This is a genomic window from Flavobacterium sp. MEB061 (assembly GCF_000834715.1).
In the GTDB taxonomy this organism is placed as follows: Bacteria; Bacteroidota; Bacteroidia; order Flavobacteriales; family Flavobacteriaceae; genus Flavobacterium; species Flavobacterium pectinovorum.
In genome coordinates this window covers 131,572-155,326 of record NZ_JXQR01000076.1, presented here as the reverse complement: position 1 = coordinate 155,326, position 23,755 = coordinate 131,572, and the positions used below count along the sequence as shown (strand labels likewise).

Here is a 23,755-nt window from a genome sequence, read left to right as displayed (position 1 = left end):
GCGGGTGCAAAAGTAGCACCTTTATTTACATTTACAAGCCTTTTTTTTATATAATTTCAATCTTTTGCAAAAGTTTTTCTTAACACTCTGATAACTCAAAACTTACGATTTGATATTTTTTATCGTTTTTAGGAATTTTCTGTAGTGTTTGTGTTTATCTCAATTCTTTTGTTTCCTGAACTACCGTTTTTATGGACTTTACATACTAATACATTCTTTTCTGAGAACTCTACAAACATTTGCTTTCTGCTTCTTTTCCGGGATTTTTATCCTTTTGGATGTCTTTTTTGGCTTTTTGCAACAAAGGCATTAAGACACAAAGTCTTTTTTCCCTGTTTTCTCCTTATATAAACAACACTTCTCCTGAAAACAACTCCCCTAGCCCCGATGGGAGGGAAAATCCTTTTGTGGTGGGGTTCACCACAAAAGATTGGAAGGAACAGCGGGAAACAGCTCCTTCTAAAAACTAAATTCCAATAAAAGAACTCCGACTTCGCTCTGACAAAATCACACTTATATATTATAGTATAATTTTCACCTTATATATACGTAGAGAAAAGCATTAGATTAAGGTTAATATTTATTCCTTACATATATATAGTATAAACATGCATATATATATTGTATGTATTTTAGTAATGCGTTATATTTGCATTCACAAAATTATAAACAATGATTAAGATTACTTTACCCGACGGGTCAATTAGAGAGTTTGCTTCTGGCGTAACTCCGATGGAGGTTGCTAAAAGCATTAGTGAAGGATTTGCAAGAAACGTGATTTCAGCATCCTTTAATGGTACAACAATTGAAACCGAAACTCCATTGACGACCGACGGTAGTCTTATTTTATATACCTGGAATGATGCGGAAGGCAAAAAAGCTTTCTGGCATTCAACTTCCCACGTAATGGCTCAAGCCTTAGAGGAATTGTATCCTGGAATTAAATTAACTCTTGGACCTGCAATTTCTAATGGGTTTTATTATGATGTTGATTTTGAAGATCAAAAAATTGTAGAAGCTGACTTTAAAAAAATAGAAGATCGTGTTCTTGAGATTTCAAGAGAAAAACACGAATTCAAAATGCGTCCGGTTAGTAAGGCCGACGCTTTAGCAATGTACAAGGATAACGTTTATAAGACTGAATTGATTTCGAATCTTGAAGACGGAACTATCACTTTTTGTGATCATGCTACTTTTACTGATTTATGTCGCGGTGGACATATTCCGAATACCGGAATTATTAAAGCCTTTAAAATCATGAGCGTTGCCGGTGCTTACTGGAGAGGTGACGAGAAAAACAAACAGTTAACTCGTGTTTACGGAACTTCTTTTCCTAAACAAAAGGATCTAACTGAATATCTTGAACTTCTTGAAGAAGCAAAACGTCGTGATCACCGTAAATTAGGTAAGGAACTTGAATTGTTTGCTTTTTCTCAAAAAGTTGGACAAGGTTTACCTTTATGGCTACCTAAAGGTGCTGCGCTTAGAGATCGTTTAGAACAGTTTTTAAAGAAAGCTCAAAAGAAAGCCGGATACGAGCAAGTAGTTACTCCACATATTGGTCAGAAAGAACTTTATGTAACTTCTGGTCACTATGCTAAATATGGTGCTGATAGTTTTCAACCTATAAATACTCCTGCTGAAGGCGAAGAATTTTTATTGAAACCTATGAACTGTCCTCATCACTGTGAAATCTATAATGTAAGACCTTGGTCATATAAAGATTTACCTAAGCGTTATGCCGAATTTGGTACTGTATATAGATATGAGCAATCTGGTGAATTGCACGGTTTAACTCGTGTAAGAGGATTTACTCAGGATGATGCACATATTTTTTGTACTCCGGAGCAATTAGATGAAGAGTTCAAAAAAGTTATCGATCTTGTACTTTATGTATTCGGTTCGTTAGGTTTTGAAAACTTTACTGCTCAAATTTCATTAAGAGATCAGGAAAACAGAGAGAAATACATTGGCTCTGATGAAAATTGGGAGAAAGCAGAAAATGCAATTATCAACGCTGCGGCTGACAAAGGACTGAATACTGTAGTAGAATATGGCGAGGCTGCTTTTTATGGTCCGAAGCTTGACTTTATGGTAAAAGATGCTTTGGGAAGACAATGGCAATTAGGAACTATTCAGGTTGATTATAACTTGCCTGAGCGTTTTGAATTAACCTATAAAGGTGCTGATAATGAATTACATCGTCCAGTTATGATCCATAGAGCTCCTTTTGGTTCTATGGAACGATTTATCGCAATTTTACTAGAACATACTGCAGGAAATTTCCCACTTTGGCTTATGCCGGAACAGGCTATAATATTGTCTTTGAGTGAGAAATACGAAATTTATGCTAAAAAAGTTTTAGATTTGCTAGAAAATCACGAAATTCGCGCCCTAATTGACAACCGAAACGAGACAATTGGCAAGAAAATTAGAGATGCAGAAATGCAAAAAATACCATTTATGCTGATTGTTGGTGAGGAAGAAGAGAAAAACGGAACTATTTCAATTCGTCGTCACGGTCAAGAAGGAAAAGGGAATATTACAGTTACAATTGATGAATTTGTCGCTATTGTAAACGAAGAAATAAAAAAGACATTAAAAGTTTTTACAGTTTAACTTAAATTATAAAGTCATAGCAATAAGAAGCAACAGAGGTTATCAACCTCGAGTAGAAAAAAAAGATGCACACAGAATAAATAATAATATTCGTGGTGTACAAGAAGTAAGACTAGTAGGCGAGAACATCGAACCAGGTGTATTTAAGCTTGCAGAAGCTTTACGTTTAGCAGATCAATTCGAATTGGATTTGGTTGAAATTTCGCCAAACGCTGAGCCGCCGGTTTGTAAAATCATGGATTACAAGAAATTTGTTTACGAACAAAAGAAACGTGATAAGGTATTAAAAGCTAAATCTACGCAAGTTGTAGTAAAAGAAATTCGTTTTGGTCCTCAGACTGATGAGCATGATTATGAATTTAAAAGAAAAAATGCTGAGAAGTTCCTTAAAGAAGGTGCTAAATTAAAAGCATTCGTTTTCTTTAAAGGACGTTCGATTATCTATAAAGATCAAGGACAGATTTTATTACTACGTTTGGCTACAGATTTAGAAGAACACGGTAAGGTTGAAGCTATGCCGGTTTTAGAAGGTAAGAGAATGATTATGTTCATTGCTCCGAAAAAGAAAAAGTAATCAGTTTGCAGTTTCAGTATTCAGTCTTGAATTTGAAACTGCTAATCTGAAATAAAATAAGTAAGTAAGAATAAATTAAAACACTAGGAAAAATGCCTAAAATGAAAACAAAATCTAGCGCCAAGAAACGTTTTAAAGTTACTGGTTCTGGAAAAATTAAAAGAAAGCATGCTTTTAAAAGTCACATCTTGACTAAAAAATCTAAAAAACGTAAATTAGCTTTGACTCACTCAGCGCTAGTTCACTCTACAGATATGAAAAGCATTAAACAACAATTAAGAATTATCTAATAATTCTTTAGGTTAAAAAATTATTTATATAACCTTGGAGTATGGCCTTTAAGTTCCTTTGATTTAATTCAGGACGCCTGCTACAAAAACACATTAAAATTATGCCAAGATCGGTAAATTCAGTTGCTAAAAGAGCAAGAAGAAAAAAAATAATGAAGCAAGCCAAAGGTTTCTTTGGTAGACGTAAAAACGTTTGGACAGTTGCTAAGAACGCGGTAGAGAAAGCGATGAGCTACGCTTACCGTGACAGAAAACAGAATAAAAGAAATTTCCGTGCTTTATGGATTCAACGTATCAACGCTGGAGCTAGATTAGAAGGAATGTCTTATTCTCAATTCATGGGGAAAGTTAAAGCTAACGGAATCGAATTGAACCGTAAAGTTCTTGCAGATTTAGCTATGAATCACCCAGAAGCTTTCAAAGCAATACTTAATAAAGTAAAATAAACGTTTTATAAACTCAATTTAGATTACTTACTTATCATAGAAAAACCATCCTATTCAGGATGGTTTTTTGTTTTATGATGTTTCCAGAGATTCATTGTTTCAAAATTAAATTAATAAGTAAATTTGCATAAAATAGTTTTAGATGCATACTTCACTTTTACAACATATTCAAAAACATATTAATCTCGAGCAATCAGAAATTGATATTTTAGAAGCTGCTTTAAGCATTTCCAAAATAAAAAAGAAAGAACTCGTTTTACAAGAAGGTCAGCTTTGCAATACTATCTATTTCATTATAAAAGGCTGTATGAGGCAATATATAATTAATTCTAAAGGCATAGAACAAACTCTTCAATTTGGTATCGAGAATTGGTGGATAACCGATTATTTAAGCTATCACAATCATATTCCTTCGCATTTTTACATTCAGGCTGTAGAAAACTCAACAGTAGTTGCCATTGAAAAAACAACATTAGAAGCAATTCTAATTGAAATTCCAAAACTGGAAAGATATTTCCGAATTGTATCTCAAAAATCATTTGGAGCTGCACAAATGAGAATTAAATTTTTATTTACCATGTCGGCAGAAGAAAGGTATCATCATTTCAATAATCTGCATCCGGAATTTGTGCAACGTGTTCCTCAGTATATGATTGCTTCCTACCTTGATTTTTCTGCAGAATTTATGAGCAAAATAAGAGCTGGTAAAGTCTAAGTTTTCTTGAAGTAGTTCAAGTTTTTTAAATAAGAGATGCCTGACCTTTGTATCAAACTTTAAAAAATAATAAAATGAAACCAAGAATCGTTGTTCCAACAGTTGCTCCTGAAGCTTATGAAGCTTTAATGAATTTAGAAAAATACAACGCAAAAACATCAGTCACTACAACACACAAAGAGCTAATAAAAATTCGTGCGTCACAAATTAATGGCTGTGCTTTTTGTATTAACATGCATACCGCAGACGCAAGAAAGTATGGTGAAACAGAAAAGCGTATTTACCTTCTAAGTTCATGGCGTGAAGCTGATGTATATACTGAAGAGGAAAAAGCAATTTTGGCATTAACAGAACAAGTTACAATGATAAGTAATCACGTATCTGATGAAGTTTATCAAAATGCTGCAAACCTATTTGATGAAAAATATCTTGCTGAAATTATAATTATTATCATTACAATTAATTCATGGAACAGGTTAGCAATAGCAACGGGATGGAGAGCCGTATAATTTTATAAAGATTAATTTTACAACATTCAGATCAACTACAAGCCTTCCTGTGTGAAGGTTTGTTTGTATATGCCTCTAAATGAGAATCTCAATGTCTTAATTTTGAAAATTTTTCAAAAACAGGTATTTATACGTGTTCCCAACACTTATAATTCTATATTTTTGGCGCATGATACCACAAAGAATACCGTCGTTTTTATATATTATATTTAGTTTTTTGATTCTTTTATCCTGTCAAAAAAAGAATGACGCCCCTATTAAACCTAAGGACACAAAAGCCGAAGTTAAGAGGATGATTGCTATTGCGGACAATCTGTTTTATGATAATAATAAGTTAGATAGCGCTTTTTATTATTATAACAAAGCAAAATTTATTTGCAATCCGATAACAGATGCAGACAATTATGTTATCGTGTCAAACTGTATGGCCGAAATTCAGCAGATTCATGGTGATTATGCCGGAAGTGAAGCTACAATTACCGAAGCTCTTCCGTATTTGAAGTATGTAAAAAAAACAGCTCAAATATGGAACTCGTATGTTACCCTAAGTACAAACTACTTAAATACTTACGAATATAAAAACGCAATATTATACAATCAAAAGGCTTTACGATTAAAAACAAAGGAATGGAGAAAATTAGCTGCAAAAAATAATATAGCTGTTATATTAATTGAAGAAGGAAAATATGATGAGTCTCTTGAAATTTTTCTTTCGTTGATATCAAAAAAAGACGTATTAGCCGATAAGGAATTTAAGGGTAAGGTCTTAGATAATATAGGCTTTTGCTATTTTAAAAAAAACGACTCTAAAAAGGCGCTTTACTATTTTAATAAAAGCCTTGAAATAAGACAAAAGAAAAAAAAACCTTTTGATTTAGGAAAAAGTTATATTCACTTTGCAAAGTTTTATGAAAAAGACAATCCTTTGCTGGCAAAAAAATATATGTTATTAAGCTATGAAAAGTTTAGTATTATAAATAATGTTGATGAAAGATTGTCTGCTTTAAAACTAATAATGACAAATAGCTCGGATAAAGAATTAAAGAAGTACTCAATAATATATGTTAATCTGGTCGACAGTATTTTTGAAGTAAGACAAAAAGCTAAAAATCAATTTGCAAGAATCAAATACGATTCAAAGAAGGAGAAAGACGAAAATCTAAAACTTAAAACACACAAGGCCGAAAATGAGCTTCAATTAGAGAAGCAAAAGAATAGAAATATTATTTCATATATTATTATAGCACTAAGTTTAAGTCTTATTCTGGTACTTTATTTCTATCTAACTTCACGAGGAAACAGAGAAAAAATAGAAGCTACTTATAAAAGTGAAACGCGTATTGCAAAGAAACTTCATGATGAACTTGCTAACGACATTTATCATACAATGGCTTTCGCCGAAAATAAAAACCTTTCTTTGGCGGAAAATAAAGATCAATTGTTAAAAAATCTGGATTTAATATATTCAAGAACGCGAGATATATCAAAAGAGAATAGTCCAATTATTACCACAGACGAATATATCTATTACCTTAAAGAAATGATTGCCGGATTTAATACTCCAAATATTAATATATTATTGAATGGCATAGAAACGATTTATTGGAATGAAATTGAAAAAAATAAAAAAATAACAGTTTACAGAGTATTACAGGAATTACTTGTAAATATGAAAAAACATAGTGATGCGACCCTAGTGGTCATTACTTTTAAAAATACTGATAAAAGTGTTATTGTTACTTATACTGATAATGGAAAAGGTATTGATCTGAATAAAATCACAATTAGAAATGGTCTTCATAATGTAGAAAACAGAATTCTTGCTATAAAAGGAAAAATTGATGTTGATTCAGCTATTGATAAAGGATTTAAAGTCTTTTTTGAATTTCCTTTGTAATGATGAAAAAGGCTTTCTACATTTTTGCAAATAAGAAGATTCTTAAATATCTTCTTATAACTATTTCTATACTTTTATTGGTTATTTTAAATTCATATAAAAATAAAACACCATTAAAAATTAAGAGAAAAGACAAAACAAGTGAAATCAAAAAGCTGATACAAAAGGCAGATTTTCTTTTTGATAATAAACCAGACAGTTCATATTTTTATTACAATAAGGCAATACAACTTTGTGACCCAAAATTAGATTATTTAGAAGACTATATTTACTCCCTTATCTCAATAGCAGAGATTCAACAAAATGCCAGTAATTATAATGCCAGTGAAGAAACATTGACTAAAACACTTCCATATTTAAAAAAATTAAAAAATCCCAAATTTACTTATAACGTTTACACTATAACAGCTTATAATTATTATAATAAATATGACAACACAAGTGCTATAAATTATCACATAAAAGCCTTAAAACTAGCAAAAAAGCCTTTTAAAAAAGCAGAAATTTTAAATGACATTGCTAATATTTATATAGGAGAAGAAAAATATAAAAAAGCTGTTCAAATATTAGAACCAATAAATACTCTAGAAATCAAACATGATACTGATAGTCTTCGGACCATTAACCATTATGCAATGTTATTAGATAATTTAGGATTTTGTTATTATAAACTCGGGAATCCAAAAGCTTTAAAATATCTTACGGAGAGTTTAAAAATAAAACTTAAATATAAACGGGATTTTGAATTAATGACTACTTATAGATATCTAGCCATATTTTATGAAAAAAGCAATTTAAAACTTTCCAAAATTTATGCACAAAAATCATACACAACTGCATGTGCGGTAAATAATGCAACATTTAAAGCTAATGGTCTTGCCTTATTAATTCAAAAAACGGAAGGAAATGAATTAAAAAAATATTCATTAGCTTATATCAAAATAATTGACAGTCTTATTACAAACAGGTCAAAAGCTCAAAATCAATTTGCATATATTAAGTATGACTCAAAAAAAGATAGAAAAGAAAACCTTCAACTCAAATCTCAAAAAGCTGAAAACGAATTACAAATAGAAAAACAGAAAAGCAGAAATTTAATTTCTTCGGTAATTATAATTTTCGCTTTAGGAATAATTATATTTCTATACTACTATTTAACTTCAAAATCAAAAAAAGATAAAAATGAAGCTATTTATAAAAGTGAAATGCAAATATCAAGAAAACTACATGATGAACTCGCAAACGATGTTTATCAAACACTGACTTTTGCCCAAAATAGAGATATTGAACTAATTGAACATAAAGACCAGCTATTAAATAATTTACAAGTCATTTATTCACGAGCAAGAAATATTTCAAAGGAAAACAGTACTATTATTACAGATGAAAACTATAGTATTGCATTAAAGGAAATGATTTCGGAATTCAATGATCCAAACATAAACTTTATATTGAACGGCCTGGAAACTATTTCGTGGAATGAAATTGAAAAGAACAAAAAGATAACTGTTTACAGGGTTTTACAGGAACTACTTGTAAACACAAAAAAACATAGTGATGCTTCTTTAATTGGCATAACTTTCAAAAAAACAGATCAAAGTGTTACTGTTTCTTATACTGAAAATGGTAAAGGTTGTGATCTTAACAACGTAACTTTTAGAAACGGTCTTCAAAATATCGAAAACAGAATTCTGGCAATAAAAGGAAAAATCAATATTGATTCGCAGCCAAACAAAGGATTTAAAGTCTTTTTTAAATTCCCATTATAATCATGACAAAAACTTTTTATTTCTTTCAAAACAAAACTGCCCTGAAATATCTCATGATATTTCTATCTCTATTATTAATTGGGAGCGTAATTTTATTTTATTCTTATAAAAGCAAAAAACCTTTAAAACATGTAAAAAAGGATAATACTAAAGAAATAAAAAGACTTACTGATATAGCCGATGTATATTTTGATGCTTATAAAAGTGATAGTGCAATCTATGTTTTTAACAAAGTTAAAAAACTTTGCAATCCTAATACAAATACTATAGATTATGTTTATGCATTATCCTGTATCGCTGAACTTCAAATAGAACAAGGAAATTATATTGCTAGTGAAGAAAATGCAACGGAAGCATTGCCTTACTTAAAAAAAATTAAAAATCCCAGATATTCATGGATTGTCTATAATTTATTAGGAATTGTATATAGCAATAATTACGATAATTACAATGCTATTTTATACTTCAAAAAAGCTATAGCACTAAAAACCAGTGCATGGAGAAAATTTACTGCCTTAAATAATTTAGTTGCAATTTATATGGAACAAGGCAGATATAAAGAAGCTAAAAAGATACTGCTTATACTAGCCTCACAAAAAAACGTTTCAAAATATGATGCAATAAATCATAATATTTATTCTTTTGTAATAGACAATCTAGGGTATTGTTATTATAAGCTGGGAAACCCTAAAAAAGCATTAGATTGTTTTTATCAAGCCTTAAGAATTAGATTAAAACCTGAAACCCAAGAAGGCCTAGTATTGACATATAAACATCTCTCTATATTTTTTGAAAAAAGCAATCCTAATTTATCCAAAGTCTATGCAGATAAAGCATACAAGCATGCATTAAAAGTAAATAATCCAAAAAGTAAAGTTATTGCCCTCTCGCTATTAATTAAATATAGTGATGGAAATGATTTGAAACAACATTCATCAGCTTATATAAAACTTGTTGATAGTATTACTAATGCAAGACAAAGTGCAAAAAACCAATTTACTAATATTAAATATATTTCGAAAACAGACAAAGATGAAAACCTGAAGCTAAAAGCTCAAAAAATAACCTATGAATTACAGTTAGAAAGACAAAAAAAACGAAATATTATCTCTTATATTATCATTGCATTTATTCTGGGATTCATTACATTCTTTTATTTTCATTTAAAATCAAAAGAAAAAAAGGAAACAAATGAGGTAATTTATCAAAGTGAAATGCGAATATCTAAAAAATTACATGACGAACTCGCTAATAATGTTTATGAAACACTTCAGTTTGTAACGCATAAAGATTTGGAAATTGATACAAACAAGGATCAATTATTAAATAATTTAGAAATTATGTATTCCCGAACACGAAATATTTCTAAAGAAAACAGCCAAATTGCTACTGATGAAAATTATCCTTTTGCTTTAAGAGAAATGATTGCCGAGTTTAAGACGCCTAATATTCATATTTTACTGAATGGATTTGATTTGATTTCATGGAATAAAATTCAAAAAAACAAAAAAATAATCCTTTACCGCGTTTTACAAGAATTATTTTATAACCTGAAAAAACATAGCAACGCCACTTTAGTAAGCATTACCTTTAAAATAAAGGATAAAAACATCTCTGTAGATTATAATGATAACGGAACCGGGAATGAAAATTCTTCGATAATTTTCAAAAATGGTTTAGCAAATGTGGAAAACCGTATAAAAACTATAAATGGAACCATTACTTTTGACAAAAATTCTAAAAAAGGTTTTAAATTAAGTTTCTCGTTCCCTTTATAAACAATCAATATGTACAAAAAAGTTTTAGTTGCCGAAGATCTAGATAGTATTAGCATAGCTGTTATTCAAGTACTTGAAGAACTGAAAGTTCCTGTAATTGATCATGTAAAATATTGTGATGATGGGATTTTGAAAATTAAAAAAGCCTTAAATGATAATGAACCATACGATTTATTAATTACCGATTTGTCTTTTAAATCAGATCATCGTAAAGTAAATTTAACCTGTGGAGAAGATTTAGTAGAGGCTATTAATGCAGTTCAGCCTAAACTTAAAAAAATTGTATTCTCGATTGAAGATAAATCATACCGAATAAAATCATTATTTAATGATCTCAAAATTAATGCATATGTTTCAAAAGGCAGAAATAGCATAAACGAATTAAAAAAAGCAATAGAAAGAACATTTCAAAACGAAGAAAAAATTCTTTCATCGGATTTATCTTTTAGCTTCAATGATAAAACTTTGATCGAAATAGAAAGTTATGACATTTCTATTTTAAAATTATTAGCTCAGGGCTTAACATTAGAAAATATTTCCAGCGAATTCAAAGCAAGTTCAATAGCTCCAAATGGAACCAGTAGTCTGGAAAAAAGAATTAATAAATTAAAAATTTACTTTAAGGCTAACAATAATGTTCATTTAATTGCAATTGCAAAAGACTTTGGTCTTGTGTAATTATATGGTTTTACGGTTTCCCGTAAGGAAATTGTCATTTATAGATTTAAGTTTGCTTAAAACCCCTTAACCTACAAAATGAAACCACATTCAGATATCGATTCAGATGAGATTCAATACCGGAAATTTATTTCCAAATTTTATACAACAAAAAATAAAATTATAATGAAAACAATGTTACTCTGTCTATTCCTATCTATTAGCTTTGCTTTAGTGTCAGAAAAAACAGGATGGTTAGAAATTAACTGGAAAATGATCTTCATACCAGCGCTTTTAGTTTTACAAATAATAATTATATCAACTGCTTTAAAGAATAGATATAAAAAACATTAGCTGCTGAATTAAAGTATCAAAAAAATTAAAAATACCAGATTGATTCTTAAATCTGGAAATGGTTTATATTTGATATTTTAAACATTACATGAAAAACAGTCTAATCCTTTTAATTTTATTCTTTACACTTCATTCATTTTCACAGGTAAAAATTCTTTCCTGGAATTTAGAAAACTTTGGAAAATCAAAAACAGATTCTGAGTTAAACATTATAGCTAATACGATTCGTAACTACGATATTATAGCAATTCAGGAAGTTGTAGCAGGTTATGGAGGTGCTCAGGCAGTGGCAAAACTGGCAGAAATTCTGAATGAAAAAGGAATAAAATGGGACTACAGCGTTAGCAATCCTACAAGTGGTGACAGCTACAAAAAGGAAAGATATGCCTATATCTGGAAAACATCAAAAGCAAAACTTCAAGGCAATACCTGGCTGGAAAAAAAATATCATTTAGAAATTGACCGCGAACCTTATTTTGCCACTTTTATAATCGACAAAAAAACACTTACTTTAGTTAATTTTCATGCTATTACCAAAAAGAAACAGCCTGAAAAAGAAATCAAGTATTTTAAATTTTTACCGCAACAATATCCAAACCTAAAATTAGTCTTTATTGGGGATTTTAATTGTCCGGAATCACATACCGTTTTTAATCCATTGAAAAAAATGGGGTTCTCTCCTATTTTAGAAAAACAAAAGACAACATTAAAACAAGAATGCAAAGATAATATCTGTCTGGCATCTGAGTTTGACAATATTTTTTATAAGAAAAATAATTTAAAATATATTAACTCTGGGATAATTCCATTTTATAAAACGTTTGATTCCTTGCAAGAAGCCCGAAAAATATCAGATCATATTCCGATTTGGTTTGAATTTTCCTTAAACTAATTACGTTTTCAACTTTTTCTTTCTGGCTGCAGGAAATAATACATTATTAAGTATTAATCTGTAACCTGGCGAATTAGGGTGTAAATCTAATACCGTTGGCGGATCACCAACCTGATGTTGAAAATCTTCGGGATCATGGCCTCCAAAAAAAGTAAACATTCCTTTTCCTTTTTCCCCATGAATGTATCTTGCTTCTCCATTTAATTCGCAGGTACCCATTACTAAAACATTTGATTTTACTAAAGCAGAATCAAAAGAAGTAGTTTGCCCCATAAATCCTTTAACTAATTGTGTATGATTTTGGCATAACATACTCGGGATCGGATCCCATTTTGCTGAAAATTCCATCAAAGAAAAATAATCTTTTTCCATTGGAATTCTGCGTTTTAAAGTCATATCAATATCTGAAAACTCATATTGCTCGGGACGTCTCTCTAATGTGAAATTTTTAAAAGCAAACGAATTTCCAAAATTCAATTTCGATTGATAATTTGGTTCGCTTGCATCCCCGTCAAACATTGCCTCGCAAATATCTACACCATCTGCGGCTAGCGCAATATCAAAACTATCAGTTGCAGAACACATTGCAAACATAAATCCACCGCCAATAACAAAATCTCTTATTTTTTTTGCCACAGCTCCTTTTTCTTGTGATACTTTTGAATATCCTAATTTTGCCGCTAAAGCCTCTGCATCCTTTTTTTGATCAATATACCAAGGTGTATTTTTGTATGCAGCATAAAATTTCCCATATTGTCCTGTAAAATCTTCATGATGCAGGTGCAGCCAATCATATAGCAGTAATTGATCACTTAAAACTTCCTCATCATAAATTGGTGTAAAGGGTATTTCGGCGTATGTTAAAACCAATGTCACCGCATCATCCCAGGGTTGTTTACCTTTTGGTGTATAAACAGCTATTTTTGGTGCTTTTTCGAGAATCACAGATTCCATATTTTGAGAAGGACTGGAAATTTCATTTAAAATCGAAGCTTCTTCACTGTCTGAAAGCACTTCAAAGCTTACTCCACGAATTTGACATTCTTTTCGGATTTCTTCAACATCAGGAAGCAAAAAAGAGCCACCTCTATAATTTAGCAACCAGCTGGCTTTGTAATCTTTACTTAAGCACCAGTATGTAATTCCATATGCTTTAAGATGATTTTGCTGTGTTGTTTCATCCATTGGAAGTAGAAGAAATGAAGCTTTAACAGTCAAAGAAAAAAGAAATATAAATATGTAAGCTAAACTTTTATGCATTATAAATTATTTTAGTAAAGATATAAAGGAAGAATTAAAAAACACAATAGCTTAGGGTAATTTACTAAACTAAGCAACTATGAAGTTAAAATAATTTTGAAATTAAAAATTTATAATGCAAAATCAGGTATAAACACGTATTATGAAAATATAGTTTCTATTTAAATTTGTTTATAGAAATAATCGATTAATGAATCAGTGAAAAATTTAACAATGAAATTTAATGGCAGTAAAAACCAACCAAAAGGATTAAGCATATTACAGAAAATAGGTATTTGCGCCCTAATAATGATAATAATTGTTTATTATGTATTGTCAATTCAATTCTTAACCAGCTAAAATTTATATTGTTAAAACTGCTATTTCGTTTTGAATCGCATAAACAACTAATCCGGCAATATTTCTGGATTCAGTTTTAAGCAGCAGATTATTTCGGTGCCCTTCAACAGTTCTCGGACTTAAAAAAAGATGATCTGCTATTTCTGTGGTTGTTTTTTGCAGACAGATAAGTTGAAGAATTTCTATTTCACGAGGTGAAAGAAAACCGGTTTCTAAATTTCCTTTTGAGTTTTTAGATGAAACAATAGTTTCCTGAATTGTTTTTAAAACTATTTGGCTGTAATAAAACCCTTTTTTTGCTACTTCATTAACGGTATGAATTAAATCTTTGGGGGTTGTGTTTTTTATTAAATAAGCAACTGCCCCAACCTGTATCATATTTGCTACAAATGATTTTGTGTCATAACTGGTTAGCGCAATTATTTTGATATCAGGATAAGATTTGCGAATAATTTTTGTGGCCTCAACACCATTTAAAACAGGCATTTTCAAATCCATTATAATAATATCGGGCTTTGATTCGCTGCTATTTAATTTGGAAATAAGCTCTTCTCCGTTTGAAGCCTCAAAAATAATTTCAAAATTATCTTCTTTTTGCAATAAAAAAGCAATTCCCTTCCGAAATAAAACTTCGTCATCGACTAAAGCAATTTTTACAATGCTGCTCATTTTATTTATGTATTTGGTTCTTTGGAATTTCGAAATTACAAAATATGCTTTACAAAATGAGAAAAAGCAATCTATTTTATTGATCAAATACAACTATTAATCTTAAAAGAGCTTTAAAAAGTAAACATTACCGCAATACCATGGTTAATTTCAGAATTTATTTTAATTGTTCCATTCAAAAAAGAAATTCTGCTATCAATATTTTTCATACCTAGTCCTTTTTGATTTTCAATATTTTGAGAATCAAAACCGATGCCGTTATCTTCATAGTTACAAGTATTTATTTCGTCTATAATCTTAAAAGCTATCCAAATTTCGGTTGCTTTTCCGTGTCGCAACGAATTATTCATCAATTCCTGTAAAATTCTAAAAACATGTAAATGACGATCAATTTCGTTTTCATCAAAATCAATTTCATTTTTGTAATAAACTTTTACGGCTTTACTGCTTTCAAATTCCTCACATAATTCCTCTACACCAGCATTTAATCCAAATTTTTCGAAAACGGGGGGCAATAAATTGTGGGCAATTTTCCTGGAATTCTCTAAAGCTTTTGTAGTTAGAGCAATTATATTTTCTGTGATTTCAATAGTTTCAGCTTCTGTTAAATTTGGAGAAGTTAATAAATGACTATTCAATGACACTATATTTAATTTTGAACTAATATCATCATGAAGGTCCTGAGCAATTCTTTTGCGTTCTTCTTCCTGTGTTAGAATAATAGCATGAAGCTGCTCTTTTTGGTATTGTAATACTAAATCTTTTTTTTCGAGTTCTTTCTGAATTATTTTTTTTCTTGAGAAATAGAAAAATACTATCAGTATAATAGCAACAATTATAAAGAAAAGGGAAATATATAAAATAACTGCAACAAGTTCTTTTTCCGGAATTGTACTAGCATTCATAGCAAAATTTTTATTACAGAATTGTGATTAAACTAATGAAGCTTTGGCTGAAAAACTTTTTATCCACTCGTATAAAATAAAGAATTGCAAAACCAAAATTAAAAATGCATTCATTATCCAGGTCAAAAATTTAACATCATTATTAAGTCCTGATGAAAGATTTCCAACTAAAAACAAAACTGTACTTGACAATAAATACATTACAAAACCAAAACTAACATAATAGTATTTTTTATTATCTGTAAGCATATTGTAAAAATGAATCAAAGCATAAACAACCAGCAGCAAAGAGGTTAAAATAATTTCGAATAAATTAAGTTTCACAAACTGGTAAGGATCTAAAACTAATTGGAATCCAAAAATTAATAATGAAACTGCTAATGTAGTTTTAACAAATATTTTTTGATTCTTAATCTGCAATAATGAATTATAGAACAACCCTAATAGTATCATTTGACCAGCAAAAAATATATTGATAACAAATTGATTCTTCATTCTTAGGAAATACATTACCTCCATCGAAAACTGCATTAAAAAAGCAAAGGCTAAATAAGCAACAAAAAAAACATTAGCTTTTCCCTTACGGAAAAAGCTATATGAATATAATATTAGGTTTAATAATAAAATTAAATATCCTGAATAAATTAAAAAATCATCCACTTTAATATAATTTAAAAATCAATATGGAGGGCAAGATCTTACACCATCATAAACAATCTCTTCTGCAGCCGATCTGTTTTGTTGAGATGTAGGTGGTCCGTAGACATCAATATATTGACCTGTTTCCTTATCAAATTTTGCTCCAACAAAAAGTAATGTCTTTTCTCCCTGATCATTTATACCTATGTAAGCACGAACTGCATCTGCATCAAGCTGTAATACAAATTCTAAACTTTCACGTGGGATCAAATAAGATTTGACTTTATCTTTCGGGTCTTCAACGGTGGTGTCATCCTCGTATCTCTTCTCCCATTCTTTAGCTATTTTTAATGGAATTTGAATTGGTCCGGGAAAGGTTTCTTCGCTCATAATTTACAATTTTAAATTAGTTAATAATATTAGATTTAATCAATTGGTTTGTTAATAGTTTGGCTAATCTACCGAATTAATTCTTATCTAAGAAATATTATTTGTGCAAAATAGTGTACTAAAAATCTAAATTATTAGCGAAAAAAAAATCTTCAAGGCAGTTAAAAACTCTTGAAGATTTTCTTTTATATTTTAAAATTAAAACGGTACATCGCTGTCATCATCGTCATCATTCAGATTACTTCCGAATGCTTCATTTGCTGAAGGCAGGTTTTTAGTGATAAACGGGTTATCATCATGATTCATTTTTGATGGTAAATCGTCATAACTACCTGAAAAATCATCAAGATTATCAAATTTCCCAAGATGTCCAATAAATTTCAAACGAACATTTTCGATACCACCATTACGGTGTTTGGCGATCATTATTTCTGCCTGACCAGCAGTTGGGGAAGCCTCATCATCATCCCATTCGTCAATTTTGTAATATTCTGGTCGATATAAAAATGAAACAATATCGGCATCCTGTTCAATTGCTCCAGATTCACGAAGATCCGATAGCAACGGACGCTTACTTGAACCACGCGTTTCAACGGCACGAGATAACTGCGAAAGTGCAATTACCGGAACGTTTAGCTCCTTTGCCAAAGCTTTTAAGTTTCGGGAAATTGTAGAAATTTCCTGTTCACGATTTCCTCCTCCTTTACCATTTCCACCAGCAGTCATCAATTGCAAATAATCAACAATGACAATTTTGATATTATGCTGTGAAACCAAACGACGACATTTTGCTCTTAAATCAAAAATAGAAAGCGACGGCGTATCGTCAATATACAATGGTGCTTTTTCTAAGTTTTTTACTTTAGTACTTAACATTTCCCATTCATGGGGCTCTAATTTACCGGTACGTAATTTCTCCGATGACAGTCCCGTTTCCGATGAAATCAACCTTGTTATCAACTGAACCGAGGCCATCTCTAAAGAAAATAACGCCACTCCATGTCCAAACTCAATAGCAATATTTCTGGCCATTGAAAGTACAAATGCGGTTTTTCCCATCGCTGGTCTGGCCGCTATAATAATTAAATCACTTGGTTGCCATCCCGAAGTCAGTTTATCTAAATTAGTAAAACCGGTTTCAACACCACTCAATCCTTCTTTTCCGGCAATTTCTTCAATACGTTTCTTTGCCTGTAAAACTAAACTTTGCGCTGTTTCAGAACTTCGTTTAATATTTCCTTGTGTTACTTCATATAATTTTGATTCGGCCTGATCCAGTAAATCAAATACATCTGCTGTTTCATCATAAGACGCTTCAATGATTTCAGAAGAAATTCGAATTAAACTTCGCTGAATAAACTTTTGAAGTATGATACGTGAGTGAAATTCAATATGCGCCGAAGAGGCAATTTTTTGCGTAAGCTGAATTAAATAAAAATCCCCCCCTGCAACTTCCAATTTTCCATTTTTTTTCAGCTGAGCCGAAACGGTTAATAAGTCAATCGGCTGCGTTTCAGTAAAAAGCTGCACAATCGCTTCAAAAATATATTTGTGTGCATCCTTATAAAAAGCATCCGGTTGCAAAATATCAATTACATCATCCACACCTTTTTTATCAATCATCATTGCACCAAGCACAGCCTCCTCTAATTCAAGTACTTGCGGCGGTAACTTTCCTTTTTCTAAATTAATAATGGTGGTTTTATCTACCTTTACAGGGTTTATGTTCTTGAAATTTTCCATATAGCGAAAGTAACAAAATTTAAAAAAAAATTGCTATCGAGTTATAACTATTAATTGTTTATAAATAAGTTTTTTTTGTTGATAACCAAAAAAAAATCCGAAACTGTAGGGCTTCGGATTTTAAATATTATTGTAAGAATTTACTCCTTGTACTCGCCCATATTACTATATTTGTCCATTCTCTGAGCAATTAAGTCGGCTGTTGATAAGTCTTTCAATTCGTTATATCCCTTTGTAATATATTCGGCTACTGTTTTAAAAGTAGTTTCGCGGTCATAGTGAGCTCCACCTAGTGGTTCAGGAATTACATCATCAACTAATTTTTGTTTTTTCATGTCAGATGATGTCAATTTTAAAGCATCAGCTGCACGTTCTTTGTATTCCCAGCTTTTCCATAAAATAGAAGAACATGATTCCGGAGAAATTACAGAGTACCAAGTATTTTCTAACATATATACTTTATCACCAACACCTATTCCTAAAGCTCCACCAGAAGCACCTTCACCAACAATAATGGTAATGATTGGCACTTTTAAACGAACCATTTCAAAAATATTTCTGGCAATAGCTTCTCCCTGCCCTCTTTCTTCAGCTTCAAGTCCTGGATATGCACCTGGAGTATCTACAAGAGTTAAAACCGGAATTCCGAATTTCTCTGCCATTTTCATCAAACGCAAAGCTTTACGATATCCTTCAGGATTTGCCATACCAAAATTACGGTACTGACGTGTTTTTGTATTATATCCTTTTTGCTGACCTACGATCATAAACGACTGTCCGTTTACTTTTCCTAAACCACCAACCATTGCTTTATCATCTTTAAAACCTCTGTCTCCGTGAAGTTCTAAAAAGGTATCACCGCAAATTGCTCTGATATAATCTAAAGTATAAGGTCTGTTAGGATGTCTTGACAACTGGACTCTTTGCCACGCCGTAAGGTTTTTATATATGTCTTTTTTTGTTTGTTCTAATTTTTTGTTGATTTCCTTGCAAGTTGGTGTTACATCAACATCAGATTCTTTCCCAATTATAACACACTTTTCTAACTGCTCTTCAAGTTCTTTTATTGGAAGCTCAAAATCTAAATATTCCATGGATTTTTGAATTTTGTTTGTAAATCGAACCGCAAATATAAAAATATTATACTATTCGTATGATTAATTCGTGTTTAAAATGTAAAAATGTAATTTATAAATAAGTAAAGTATTACAGATTCTTCTTGTTTTGATAATGTTTAAAAACACCATTTAGAATAACTGTGATTACAATTATGATTGCACCAATGTAAAATTCTGTGCTCATTTTTTCTTTGCCTCCAAGAATAAAATAAGCTAGCATAATACCGTAAACAGGCTCTAAATTAGTGGTTAACATTACTGTATAAGGCGTTAGCTTCTGCATTACTTTTACCGAAGCCGTAAACGCATAAGCCGTACAAACCGATGCTAATATGAGTAATAAAACCCAATTGTTTACTGACATTGTAAAAAAATCAGCCGTGAATTTTCCCTGTACCAAAAAATAAATAGAAATAAAGAAAACTCCTGCACCAAATTCATAAAATGTAATTACAGAAGGTTCATGATCAGATATTAATTTTCCGTTCATTAAGGTAAACAAAACGCCTAAAATAATAGAAGCCAAAGCATAATACATTCCGCTTAAGTATTTAACCTCAACCTGCATAATTAAGGCTAAACCTCCAATTATTATCAATCCGAAGAAAACTTCATACCATAATATTTTTCTTCCGTAAAAAAGCGGTTCTAATAAAGAGGCAAAAAAAGCACCCAAAGAAAATATCGATAAGGTTATCGAAACATTAGAAACATGAATGGCCTTAAAAAAGAAAATCCAGTGAAGTGCAATCAACAATCCCACAAAAATTAATTTGGCAAAAGACTGGGCTGATATTATAAAAGACTGCTTTTTATAGACAATGAAACCAGCAAGAAATATCCCTGCAAGAAACATTCTGAACCATACTAAATTTTCGGCATCAATTGTTATTAAAGCTCCTAAAATGGCTGTAAAACCCCAGATAAAAACAATTAAATGAAGATTTAAATAACTTTTTAAATTATCGTTTCGCATTACGTAATAAATAAACTGCCAGAATTCCGAAAACCATATTAGGGAACCACACAGCTAGTAAAGGTGAAAAAGTAGATTTTTCGGCAAGAGTACCAAATATTTTATCAAAAAACACAAATGAAAAGGCAATTGCAATTCCGATCGCAAGGTTCATCCCCATTCCTCCTCTACGTTTCATTGCCGAAACGGCAACAGCAATAATTGTAAGGATAAATGCAGAAACCGGCACACTATATTTTTTATAAAGAACTACTAAATAAGTATTTACATTTCCGGAACCACGTTTTCTTTCTTTTTCGATAAATTTATAAAGCTTACCCAAAGTTAAGGTCTCGGCAATATAAACTACCGGAGTTAAATCTTCTAATTCAAACTTAAAAGCAGTATTTTTTTCAGGAGCTTTTTCAATTACATCGTTCAGGTCTCCAAGTGTTCTTTTAGTGTAATCATACATGGTGTATGTTTTCTTCTTCGGATCCCATTTGATGCGGCTCGCTGTAATTTTATATTTTAATTTATCTTTTTCGAAATGCTCCAGCGTAAAATTAAAAGCAGTTTTCGATTCTTCATTAAAACTGTTTACAAAAATAAAATCGTTATCATTAATTTGTCTGTAAACATTGGTGTTTTCACCCCGCATGAGCTCTTTTCCATTTCCTTTTAAATAGGTATATCTAAAATTATTATATCCTTCACTGGCGGCAGGAACGATGAAAAATCCCATCAACAATACAAAAATAGAAACGATTGTTGCACCAATAATATAAGGTCGTAAAAAGCGTGTAAATGAAATTCCCGAACTCAAAATAGCAATAATCTCTGTATTATTAGCCAATTTCGAAGTAAACCAAATTACCGATAAAAACAAAAATATCGGAAATAAGGAATTGATAAAATAGATTGTGAAATTGTAATAATAGAACGCAATATCCATAAACGGAATCTTGTTTTCCAACATCTTATTTACCTTTTCAGAAACGTCAATCACGATTCCGATAGGGGCAAATAATAACAACATCACCGAAAAGGTAGCGAGATATCTTTTTAAAATATATTTATCTATTATTGTTAACATAGATTTCTTTTTGTTTTTTTTGTTTCAAGTTTCAAGTTTCAGGTTCTGTGCGGAACTTGAAACTTGAAACCTCAAACCTGAAACTCTTTTATAGTCTTTGACTCATATTTTTAACCATCATTTCTTTCCATGGTCTAAAATCGCCTGCTAAGATATGTTTTCTAGCTTCACGAACCAACCACATATAAAAACCAAGGTTATGAATTGTAGCAATTTGTTTTCCTAAATATTCGTTGGCAGCAAATAAGTGACGTAAATAAGCTTTCGTATATTCTGTATCAACAAAAGTATGTCCCATTTCATCAATTGGAGAAAAATCGTCTTCCCACTTTTTATTCTTTATATTGATAGTTCCGTTTGCCGTAAACAACATTCCGTTTCTGGCATTACGCGTTGGCATAACACAGTCAAACATATCAATTCCTAATGCAATATTTTCCAGAATATTAATTGGTGTTCCAACACCCATTAAATAACGCGGTTTATCCTCCGGAAGAATTTCGCAGACAACTTCAGTCATAGCGTACATTTCCTCAGCAGGTTCCCCTACTGACAATCCTCCAATTGCATTTCCTTGCTGACCTGAATTTGCAATATATTCTGCAGATTGACGACGCAAATCTTTATAAGTACTTCCCTGAACAATCGGAAAAAATGTTTGTTCGTAACCGTATTTATAAGGTAATTTATCTAAATGATTAATACAACGATCCAGCCAGCGGTGCGTCATGTGCATCGAGCGCTGTGCATATCTGTAATCGCAAGGATAAGGCGTACATTCATCAAAAGCCATAATAATATCAGCACCAATTGTACGCTGAATTTCCATTACATTTTCTGGTGTAAAAAAGTGATAAGAACCGTCAATATGAGACTTAAACTTCACTCCTTCTTCCTTAATTTTTCGATTACTCGAAAGAGAATACACTTGGTATCCACCAGAATCTGTCAAAATATTACGATCCCAGTTCATGAATTTATGCAATCCACCGGCTTTTTCAAGAATTTCAGTCTGAGGACGCAGGTATAAATGGTATGTGTTTCCCAGAATAATATCCGGATTAATATCTTCTTTCAATTCACGCTGATGTACTCCTTTTACCGAAGCAACAGTACCAACAGGCATAAAAATAGGCGTTTCAATTACGCCGTGATCTGTAGTAATACTTCCCGCTCTCGCTTTCGACTGCGGATCTTTTTGTAATAAATCAAACTTCATCTGTTTCTTTTTTCTCCCGATTGTTCGGGACGGCAAAGATAAACTAATTTCAGGGAAATTTAATTAATTAGAAAATTTGTCAATTAGAAAATTAGATAATGATTCCCAACCTTACTTTAAAAAGCAAAAATGTAAAAGTTGGAATTTCGAATTTTAGAAAATTTGGAATTTAAATAGTTTGGGCGTTCCCTCCGGTCGGGCTATCCGCTGCAAGTCCTCGCACTTCCTTCGTCAGGCTGTGGGCTTTTCGCTTCTATCCCTAACGCATACATCTGACAGCTTTTCGATAAATAACCTAAATGTAAAAGTTACAACAACCACATTAATAAAGTGTAACATAATAAGAGTATTGATTTCTTAATTTTAAATATCTGGAAAAACTAAATTAATATCAATTAAAATTATAGAAATCATGATAAGCTCAGAAAATAAAAACACAACACCCGAAGAACGAATTGAAAGAAATCTGGATAATCTAGATTATCCGGCAAATGAAGACATTTACAATCAGGAAGAAAAACTGGAAGATATTGATCCGGAAGGAATTTCAGGTGAAAGAACAGTCATTAACAACGACAACTATGACAATGAATGGAAACAAAACAGTGACAAACTAGGAAATGACTTAGATATTCCGGGAGCTGAACTTGATGATGAACAAGAAGACATTGGTTCTGAAGACGAAGAAAACAATTTCTACAGCGAAGGCGACACTGAATAACCCTTTTTGCCCTTAATACAAGAATTTTTACAACTTTATTTTGCCACACATTAAAAGATTTGAACAGATTTTTAAAATCAATTTAATCTTTTAATGTGTGGCAAACTTTTTTATACACTATTTACAAGATTTTGAAGTTTTTTTTCACATCAATAAAAAAAGAAGCATAATTTAACAATTGTATCAAACTAATACAAAAAA

General features: G+C 31.1%; 22 protein-coding genes. 12 read left to right on the top strand and 10 right to left on the bottom strand.

The window, feature by feature from the left end:
• The first annotated feature begins 672 nt into the window (after positions 1–672).
• The 11 genes from thrS (at position 673) to RT99_RS24415 (ending at position 12,500) form a co-directional block, all read left to right on the top strand.
• A complete protein-coding gene (gene thrS / locus RT99_RS24470) occupies positions 673–2,619 on the top strand; it encodes a threonine--tRNA ligase (RefSeq protein ID WP_042567370.1) in 1,947 nt (648 codons plus the stop codon).
• Between the two features lie 22 nt (positions 2,620–2,641).
• Positions 2,642–3,193: a translation initiation factor IF-3 gene (gene infC, locus RT99_RS24465; protein ID WP_072974136.1), complete on the top strand. Its 552-nt coding sequence runs from the start codon at positions 2,642–2,644 to the stop codon at positions 3,191–3,193.
• A 92-nt stretch (positions 3,194–3,285) separates the two neighbouring features.
• Positions 3,286–3,483, top strand: a complete 198-nt coding sequence (rpmI, locus tag RT99_RS24460) for a 50S ribosomal protein L35 (protein WP_007810722.1) — start codon at positions 3,286–3,288, stop codon at positions 3,481–3,483.
• A gap of 101 nt (positions 3,484–3,584) precedes the next feature.
• On the top strand, positions 3,585–3,929 hold the full coding sequence (gene rplT / locus RT99_RS24455) for a 50S ribosomal protein L20 (RefSeq protein WP_017498429.1): 345 nt from the start codon (positions 3,585–3,587) through the stop codon (positions 3,927–3,929).
• A 142-nt stretch (positions 3,930–4,071) separates the two neighbouring features.
• A complete protein-coding gene (locus tag RT99_RS24450; protein WP_042567369.1) occupies positions 4,072–4,644 on the top strand; it encodes a Crp/Fnr family transcriptional regulator in 573 nt (190 codons plus the stop codon).
• Positions 4,645–4,718: 74 nt separating this feature from the next.
• Positions 4,719–5,153, top strand: coding sequence for a carboxymuconolactone decarboxylase family protein (locus tag RT99_RS24445; protein WP_042567368.1), 435 nt, complete (start codon positions 4,719–4,721; stop codon positions 5,151–5,153).
• Positions 5,154–5,322: 169 nt separating this feature from the next.
• Positions 5,323–7,050, top strand: a complete 1,728-nt coding sequence (locus RT99_RS24440; protein ID WP_042567367.1) for a tetratricopeptide repeat-containing sensor histidine kinase — start codon at positions 5,323–5,325, stop codon at positions 7,048–7,050.
• Positions 7,050–8,819 (top strand): tetratricopeptide repeat-containing sensor histidine kinase, encoded by a 1,770-nt coding sequence (locus RT99_RS24435; protein WP_052483794.1) that lies wholly within the window; start codon positions 7,050–7,052, stop codon positions 8,817–8,819. Before RT99_RS24440 ends, RT99_RS24435 begins: the two co-directional genes overlap by 1 nt.
• 2 nt (positions 8,820–8,821) lie before the next feature.
• A complete protein-coding gene (locus RT99_RS24430; RefSeq protein WP_052483793.1) occupies positions 8,822–10,597 on the top strand; it encodes a tetratricopeptide repeat protein in 1,776 nt (591 codons plus the stop codon).
• 9 nt (positions 10,598–10,606) lie between these two features.
• A complete protein-coding gene (locus tag RT99_RS24425) occupies positions 10,607–11,275 on the top strand; it encodes a response regulator transcription factor (protein WP_042567366.1) in 669 nt (222 codons plus the stop codon).
• A gap of 421 nt (positions 11,276–11,696) precedes the next feature.
• Complete coding sequence (locus RT99_RS24415; RefSeq protein WP_042567364.1) at positions 11,697–12,500, top strand: endonuclease/exonuclease/phosphatase family protein; 804 nt, start codon at positions 11,697–11,699, stop codon at positions 12,498–12,500.
• Here RT99_RS24415 and RT99_RS24410 read toward each other — a convergent pair whose 3' ends face one another.
• The 10 genes from RT99_RS24410 to tgt form a co-directional block, all read right to left on the bottom strand.
• On the bottom strand, positions 12,501–13,760 hold the full coding sequence (locus tag RT99_RS24410; protein ID WP_042567363.1) for a hypothetical protein: 1,260 nt from the start codon (positions 13,758–13,760) through the stop codon (positions 12,501–12,503).
• 342 nt (positions 13,761–14,102) lie between these two features.
• Positions 14,103–14,768: a response regulator transcription factor gene (locus RT99_RS24405; RefSeq protein ID WP_042567362.1), complete on the bottom strand. Its 666-nt coding sequence runs from the start codon at positions 14,766–14,768 to the stop codon at positions 14,103–14,105.
• Between the two features lie 113 nt (positions 14,769–14,881).
• Positions 14,882–15,673 (bottom strand): sensor histidine kinase, encoded by a 792-nt coding sequence (locus RT99_RS24400; RefSeq protein WP_042567361.1) that lies wholly within the window; start codon positions 15,671–15,673, stop codon positions 14,882–14,884.
• Positions 15,674–15,700: 27 nt separating this feature from the next.
• On the bottom strand, positions 15,701–16,168 hold the full coding sequence (locus RT99_RS24395) for a hypothetical protein (protein ID WP_242607256.1): 468 nt from the start codon (positions 16,166–16,168) through the stop codon (positions 15,701–15,703).
• Between the two features lie 183 nt (positions 16,169–16,351).
• Positions 16,352–16,702 (bottom strand): hypothetical protein, encoded by a 351-nt coding sequence (locus tag RT99_RS24390; protein WP_042567359.1) that lies wholly within the window; start codon positions 16,700–16,702, stop codon positions 16,352–16,354.
• Between the two features lie 198 nt (positions 16,703–16,900).
• Positions 16,901–18,445: a replicative DNA helicase gene (gene dnaB, locus RT99_RS24385; RefSeq protein WP_042567358.1), complete on the bottom strand. Its 1,545-nt coding sequence runs from the start codon at positions 18,443–18,445 to the stop codon at positions 16,901–16,903.
• 140 nt (positions 18,446–18,585) lie between these two features.
• Positions 18,586–19,539 carry an acetyl-CoA carboxylase carboxyltransferase subunit alpha gene (locus tag RT99_RS24380; protein WP_042567357.1) on the bottom strand — a complete coding sequence of 318 codons (954 nt, stop codon included), beginning with the start codon at positions 19,537–19,539 and terminating at the stop codon, positions 18,586–18,588.
• A 112-nt stretch (positions 19,540–19,651) separates the two neighbouring features.
• Entirely contained in the window at positions 19,652–20,539 is an 888-nt protein-coding gene (locus RT99_RS24375) for a DMT family transporter (protein WP_042567356.1), read from the bottom strand.
• Positions 20,526–21,614: an LptF/LptG family permease gene (locus RT99_RS24370; RefSeq protein ID WP_042567355.1), complete on the bottom strand. Its 1,089-nt coding sequence runs from the start codon at positions 21,612–21,614 to the stop codon at positions 20,526–20,528. The genes RT99_RS24375 and RT99_RS24370 overlap by 14 nt, the downstream gene beginning before the upstream one ends.
• Positions 21,615–21,702: 88 nt before the next feature.
• Complete coding sequence (gene tgt, locus RT99_RS24365; protein WP_042567354.1) at positions 21,703–22,833, bottom strand: tRNA guanosine(34) transglycosylase Tgt; 1,131 nt, start codon at positions 22,831–22,833, stop codon at positions 21,703–21,705.
• A 412-nt stretch (positions 22,834–23,245) separates the two neighbouring features.
• Here tgt and RT99_RS24360 point away from each other — a divergent pair, with 412 nt between their 5' ends.
• Complete coding sequence (locus RT99_RS24360) at positions 23,246–23,554, top strand: hypothetical protein (protein ID WP_042567353.1); 309 nt, start codon at positions 23,246–23,248, stop codon at positions 23,552–23,554.
• Positions 23,555–23,755: the final 201 nt, after the last annotated feature.

What these genes read in the sequence shown, in the direction of transcription:
- thrS (WP_042567370.1), top strand. Translation starts at nt 673, where the DNA reads ATGATTAAGATTACTTTACCCGACGGGTCAATTAGAGAGTTTGCTTCT.
- rpmI (WP_007810722.1), top strand. Translation starts at nt 3,286, where the DNA reads ATGCCTAAAATGAAAACAAAATCTAGCGCCAAGAAACGTTTTAAAGTT.
- rplT (WP_017498429.1), top strand. Translation starts at nt 3,585, where the DNA reads ATGCCAAGATCGGTAAATTCAGTTGCTAAAAGAGCAAGAAGAAAAAAA.
- RT99_RS24450 (WP_042567369.1), top strand. Translation starts at nt 4,072, where the DNA reads ATGCATACTTCACTTTTACAACATATTCAAAAACATATTAATCTCGAG.
- RT99_RS24445 (WP_042567368.1), top strand. Translation starts at nt 4,719, where the DNA reads ATGAAACCAAGAATCGTTGTTCCAACAGTTGCTCCTGAAGCTTATGAA.
- RT99_RS24440 (WP_042567367.1), top strand. Translation starts at nt 5,323, where the DNA reads ATGATACCACAAAGAATACCGTCGTTTTTATATATTATATTTAGTTTT.
- RT99_RS24435 (WP_052483794.1), top strand. Translation starts at nt 7,050, where the DNA reads ATGATGAAAAAGGCTTTCTACATTTTTGCAAATAAGAAGATTCTTAAA.
- RT99_RS24430 (WP_052483793.1), top strand. Translation starts at nt 8,822, where the DNA reads ATGACAAAAACTTTTTATTTCTTTCAAAACAAAACTGCCCTGAAATAT.
- RT99_RS24425 (WP_042567366.1), top strand. Translation starts at nt 10,607, where the DNA reads ATGTACAAAAAAGTTTTAGTTGCCGAAGATCTAGATAGTATTAGCATA.
- RT99_RS24415 (WP_042567364.1), top strand. Translation starts at nt 11,697, where the DNA reads ATGAAAAACAGTCTAATCCTTTTAATTTTATTCTTTACACTTCATTCA.
- RT99_RS24410 (WP_042567363.1), bottom strand. Translation starts at nt 13,760, where the DNA reads ATGCATAAAAGTTTAGCTTACATATTTATATTTCTTTTTTCTTTGACT.
- RT99_RS24405 (WP_042567362.1), bottom strand. Translation starts at nt 14,768, where the DNA reads ATGAGCAGCATTGTAAAAATTGCTTTAGTCGATGACGAAGTTTTATTT.
- RT99_RS24400 (WP_042567361.1), bottom strand. Translation starts at nt 15,673, where the DNA reads ATGAATGCTAGTACAATTCCGGAAAAAGAACTTGTTGCAGTTATTTTA.
- RT99_RS24395 (WP_242607256.1), bottom strand. Translation starts at nt 16,168, where the DNA reads ATGAAGAATCAATTTGTTATCAATATATTTTTTGCTGGTCAAATGATA.
- RT99_RS24390 (WP_042567359.1), bottom strand. Translation starts at nt 16,702, where the DNA reads ATGAGCGAAGAAACCTTTCCCGGACCAATTCAAATTCCATTAAAAATA.
- dnaB (WP_042567358.1), bottom strand. Translation starts at nt 18,445, where the DNA reads ATGGAAAATTTCAAGAACATAAACCCTGTAAAGGTAGATAAAACCACC.
- RT99_RS24380 (WP_042567357.1), bottom strand. Translation starts at nt 19,539, where the DNA reads ATGGAATATTTAGATTTTGAGCTTCCAATAAAAGAACTTGAAGAGCAG.
- RT99_RS24375 (WP_042567356.1), bottom strand. Translation starts at nt 20,539, where the DNA reads ATGCGAAACGATAATTTAAAAAGTTATTTAAATCTTCATTTAATTGTT.
- RT99_RS24370 (WP_042567355.1), bottom strand. Translation starts at nt 21,614, where the DNA reads ATGTTAACAATAATAGATAAATATATTTTAAAAAGATATCTCGCTACC.
- tgt (WP_042567354.1), bottom strand. Translation starts at nt 22,833, where the DNA reads ATGAAGTTTGATTTATTACAAAAAGATCCGCAGTCGAAAGCGAGAGCG.
- RT99_RS24360 (WP_042567353.1), top strand. Translation starts at nt 23,246, where the DNA reads ATGATAAGCTCAGAAAATAAAAACACAACACCCGAAGAACGAATTGAA.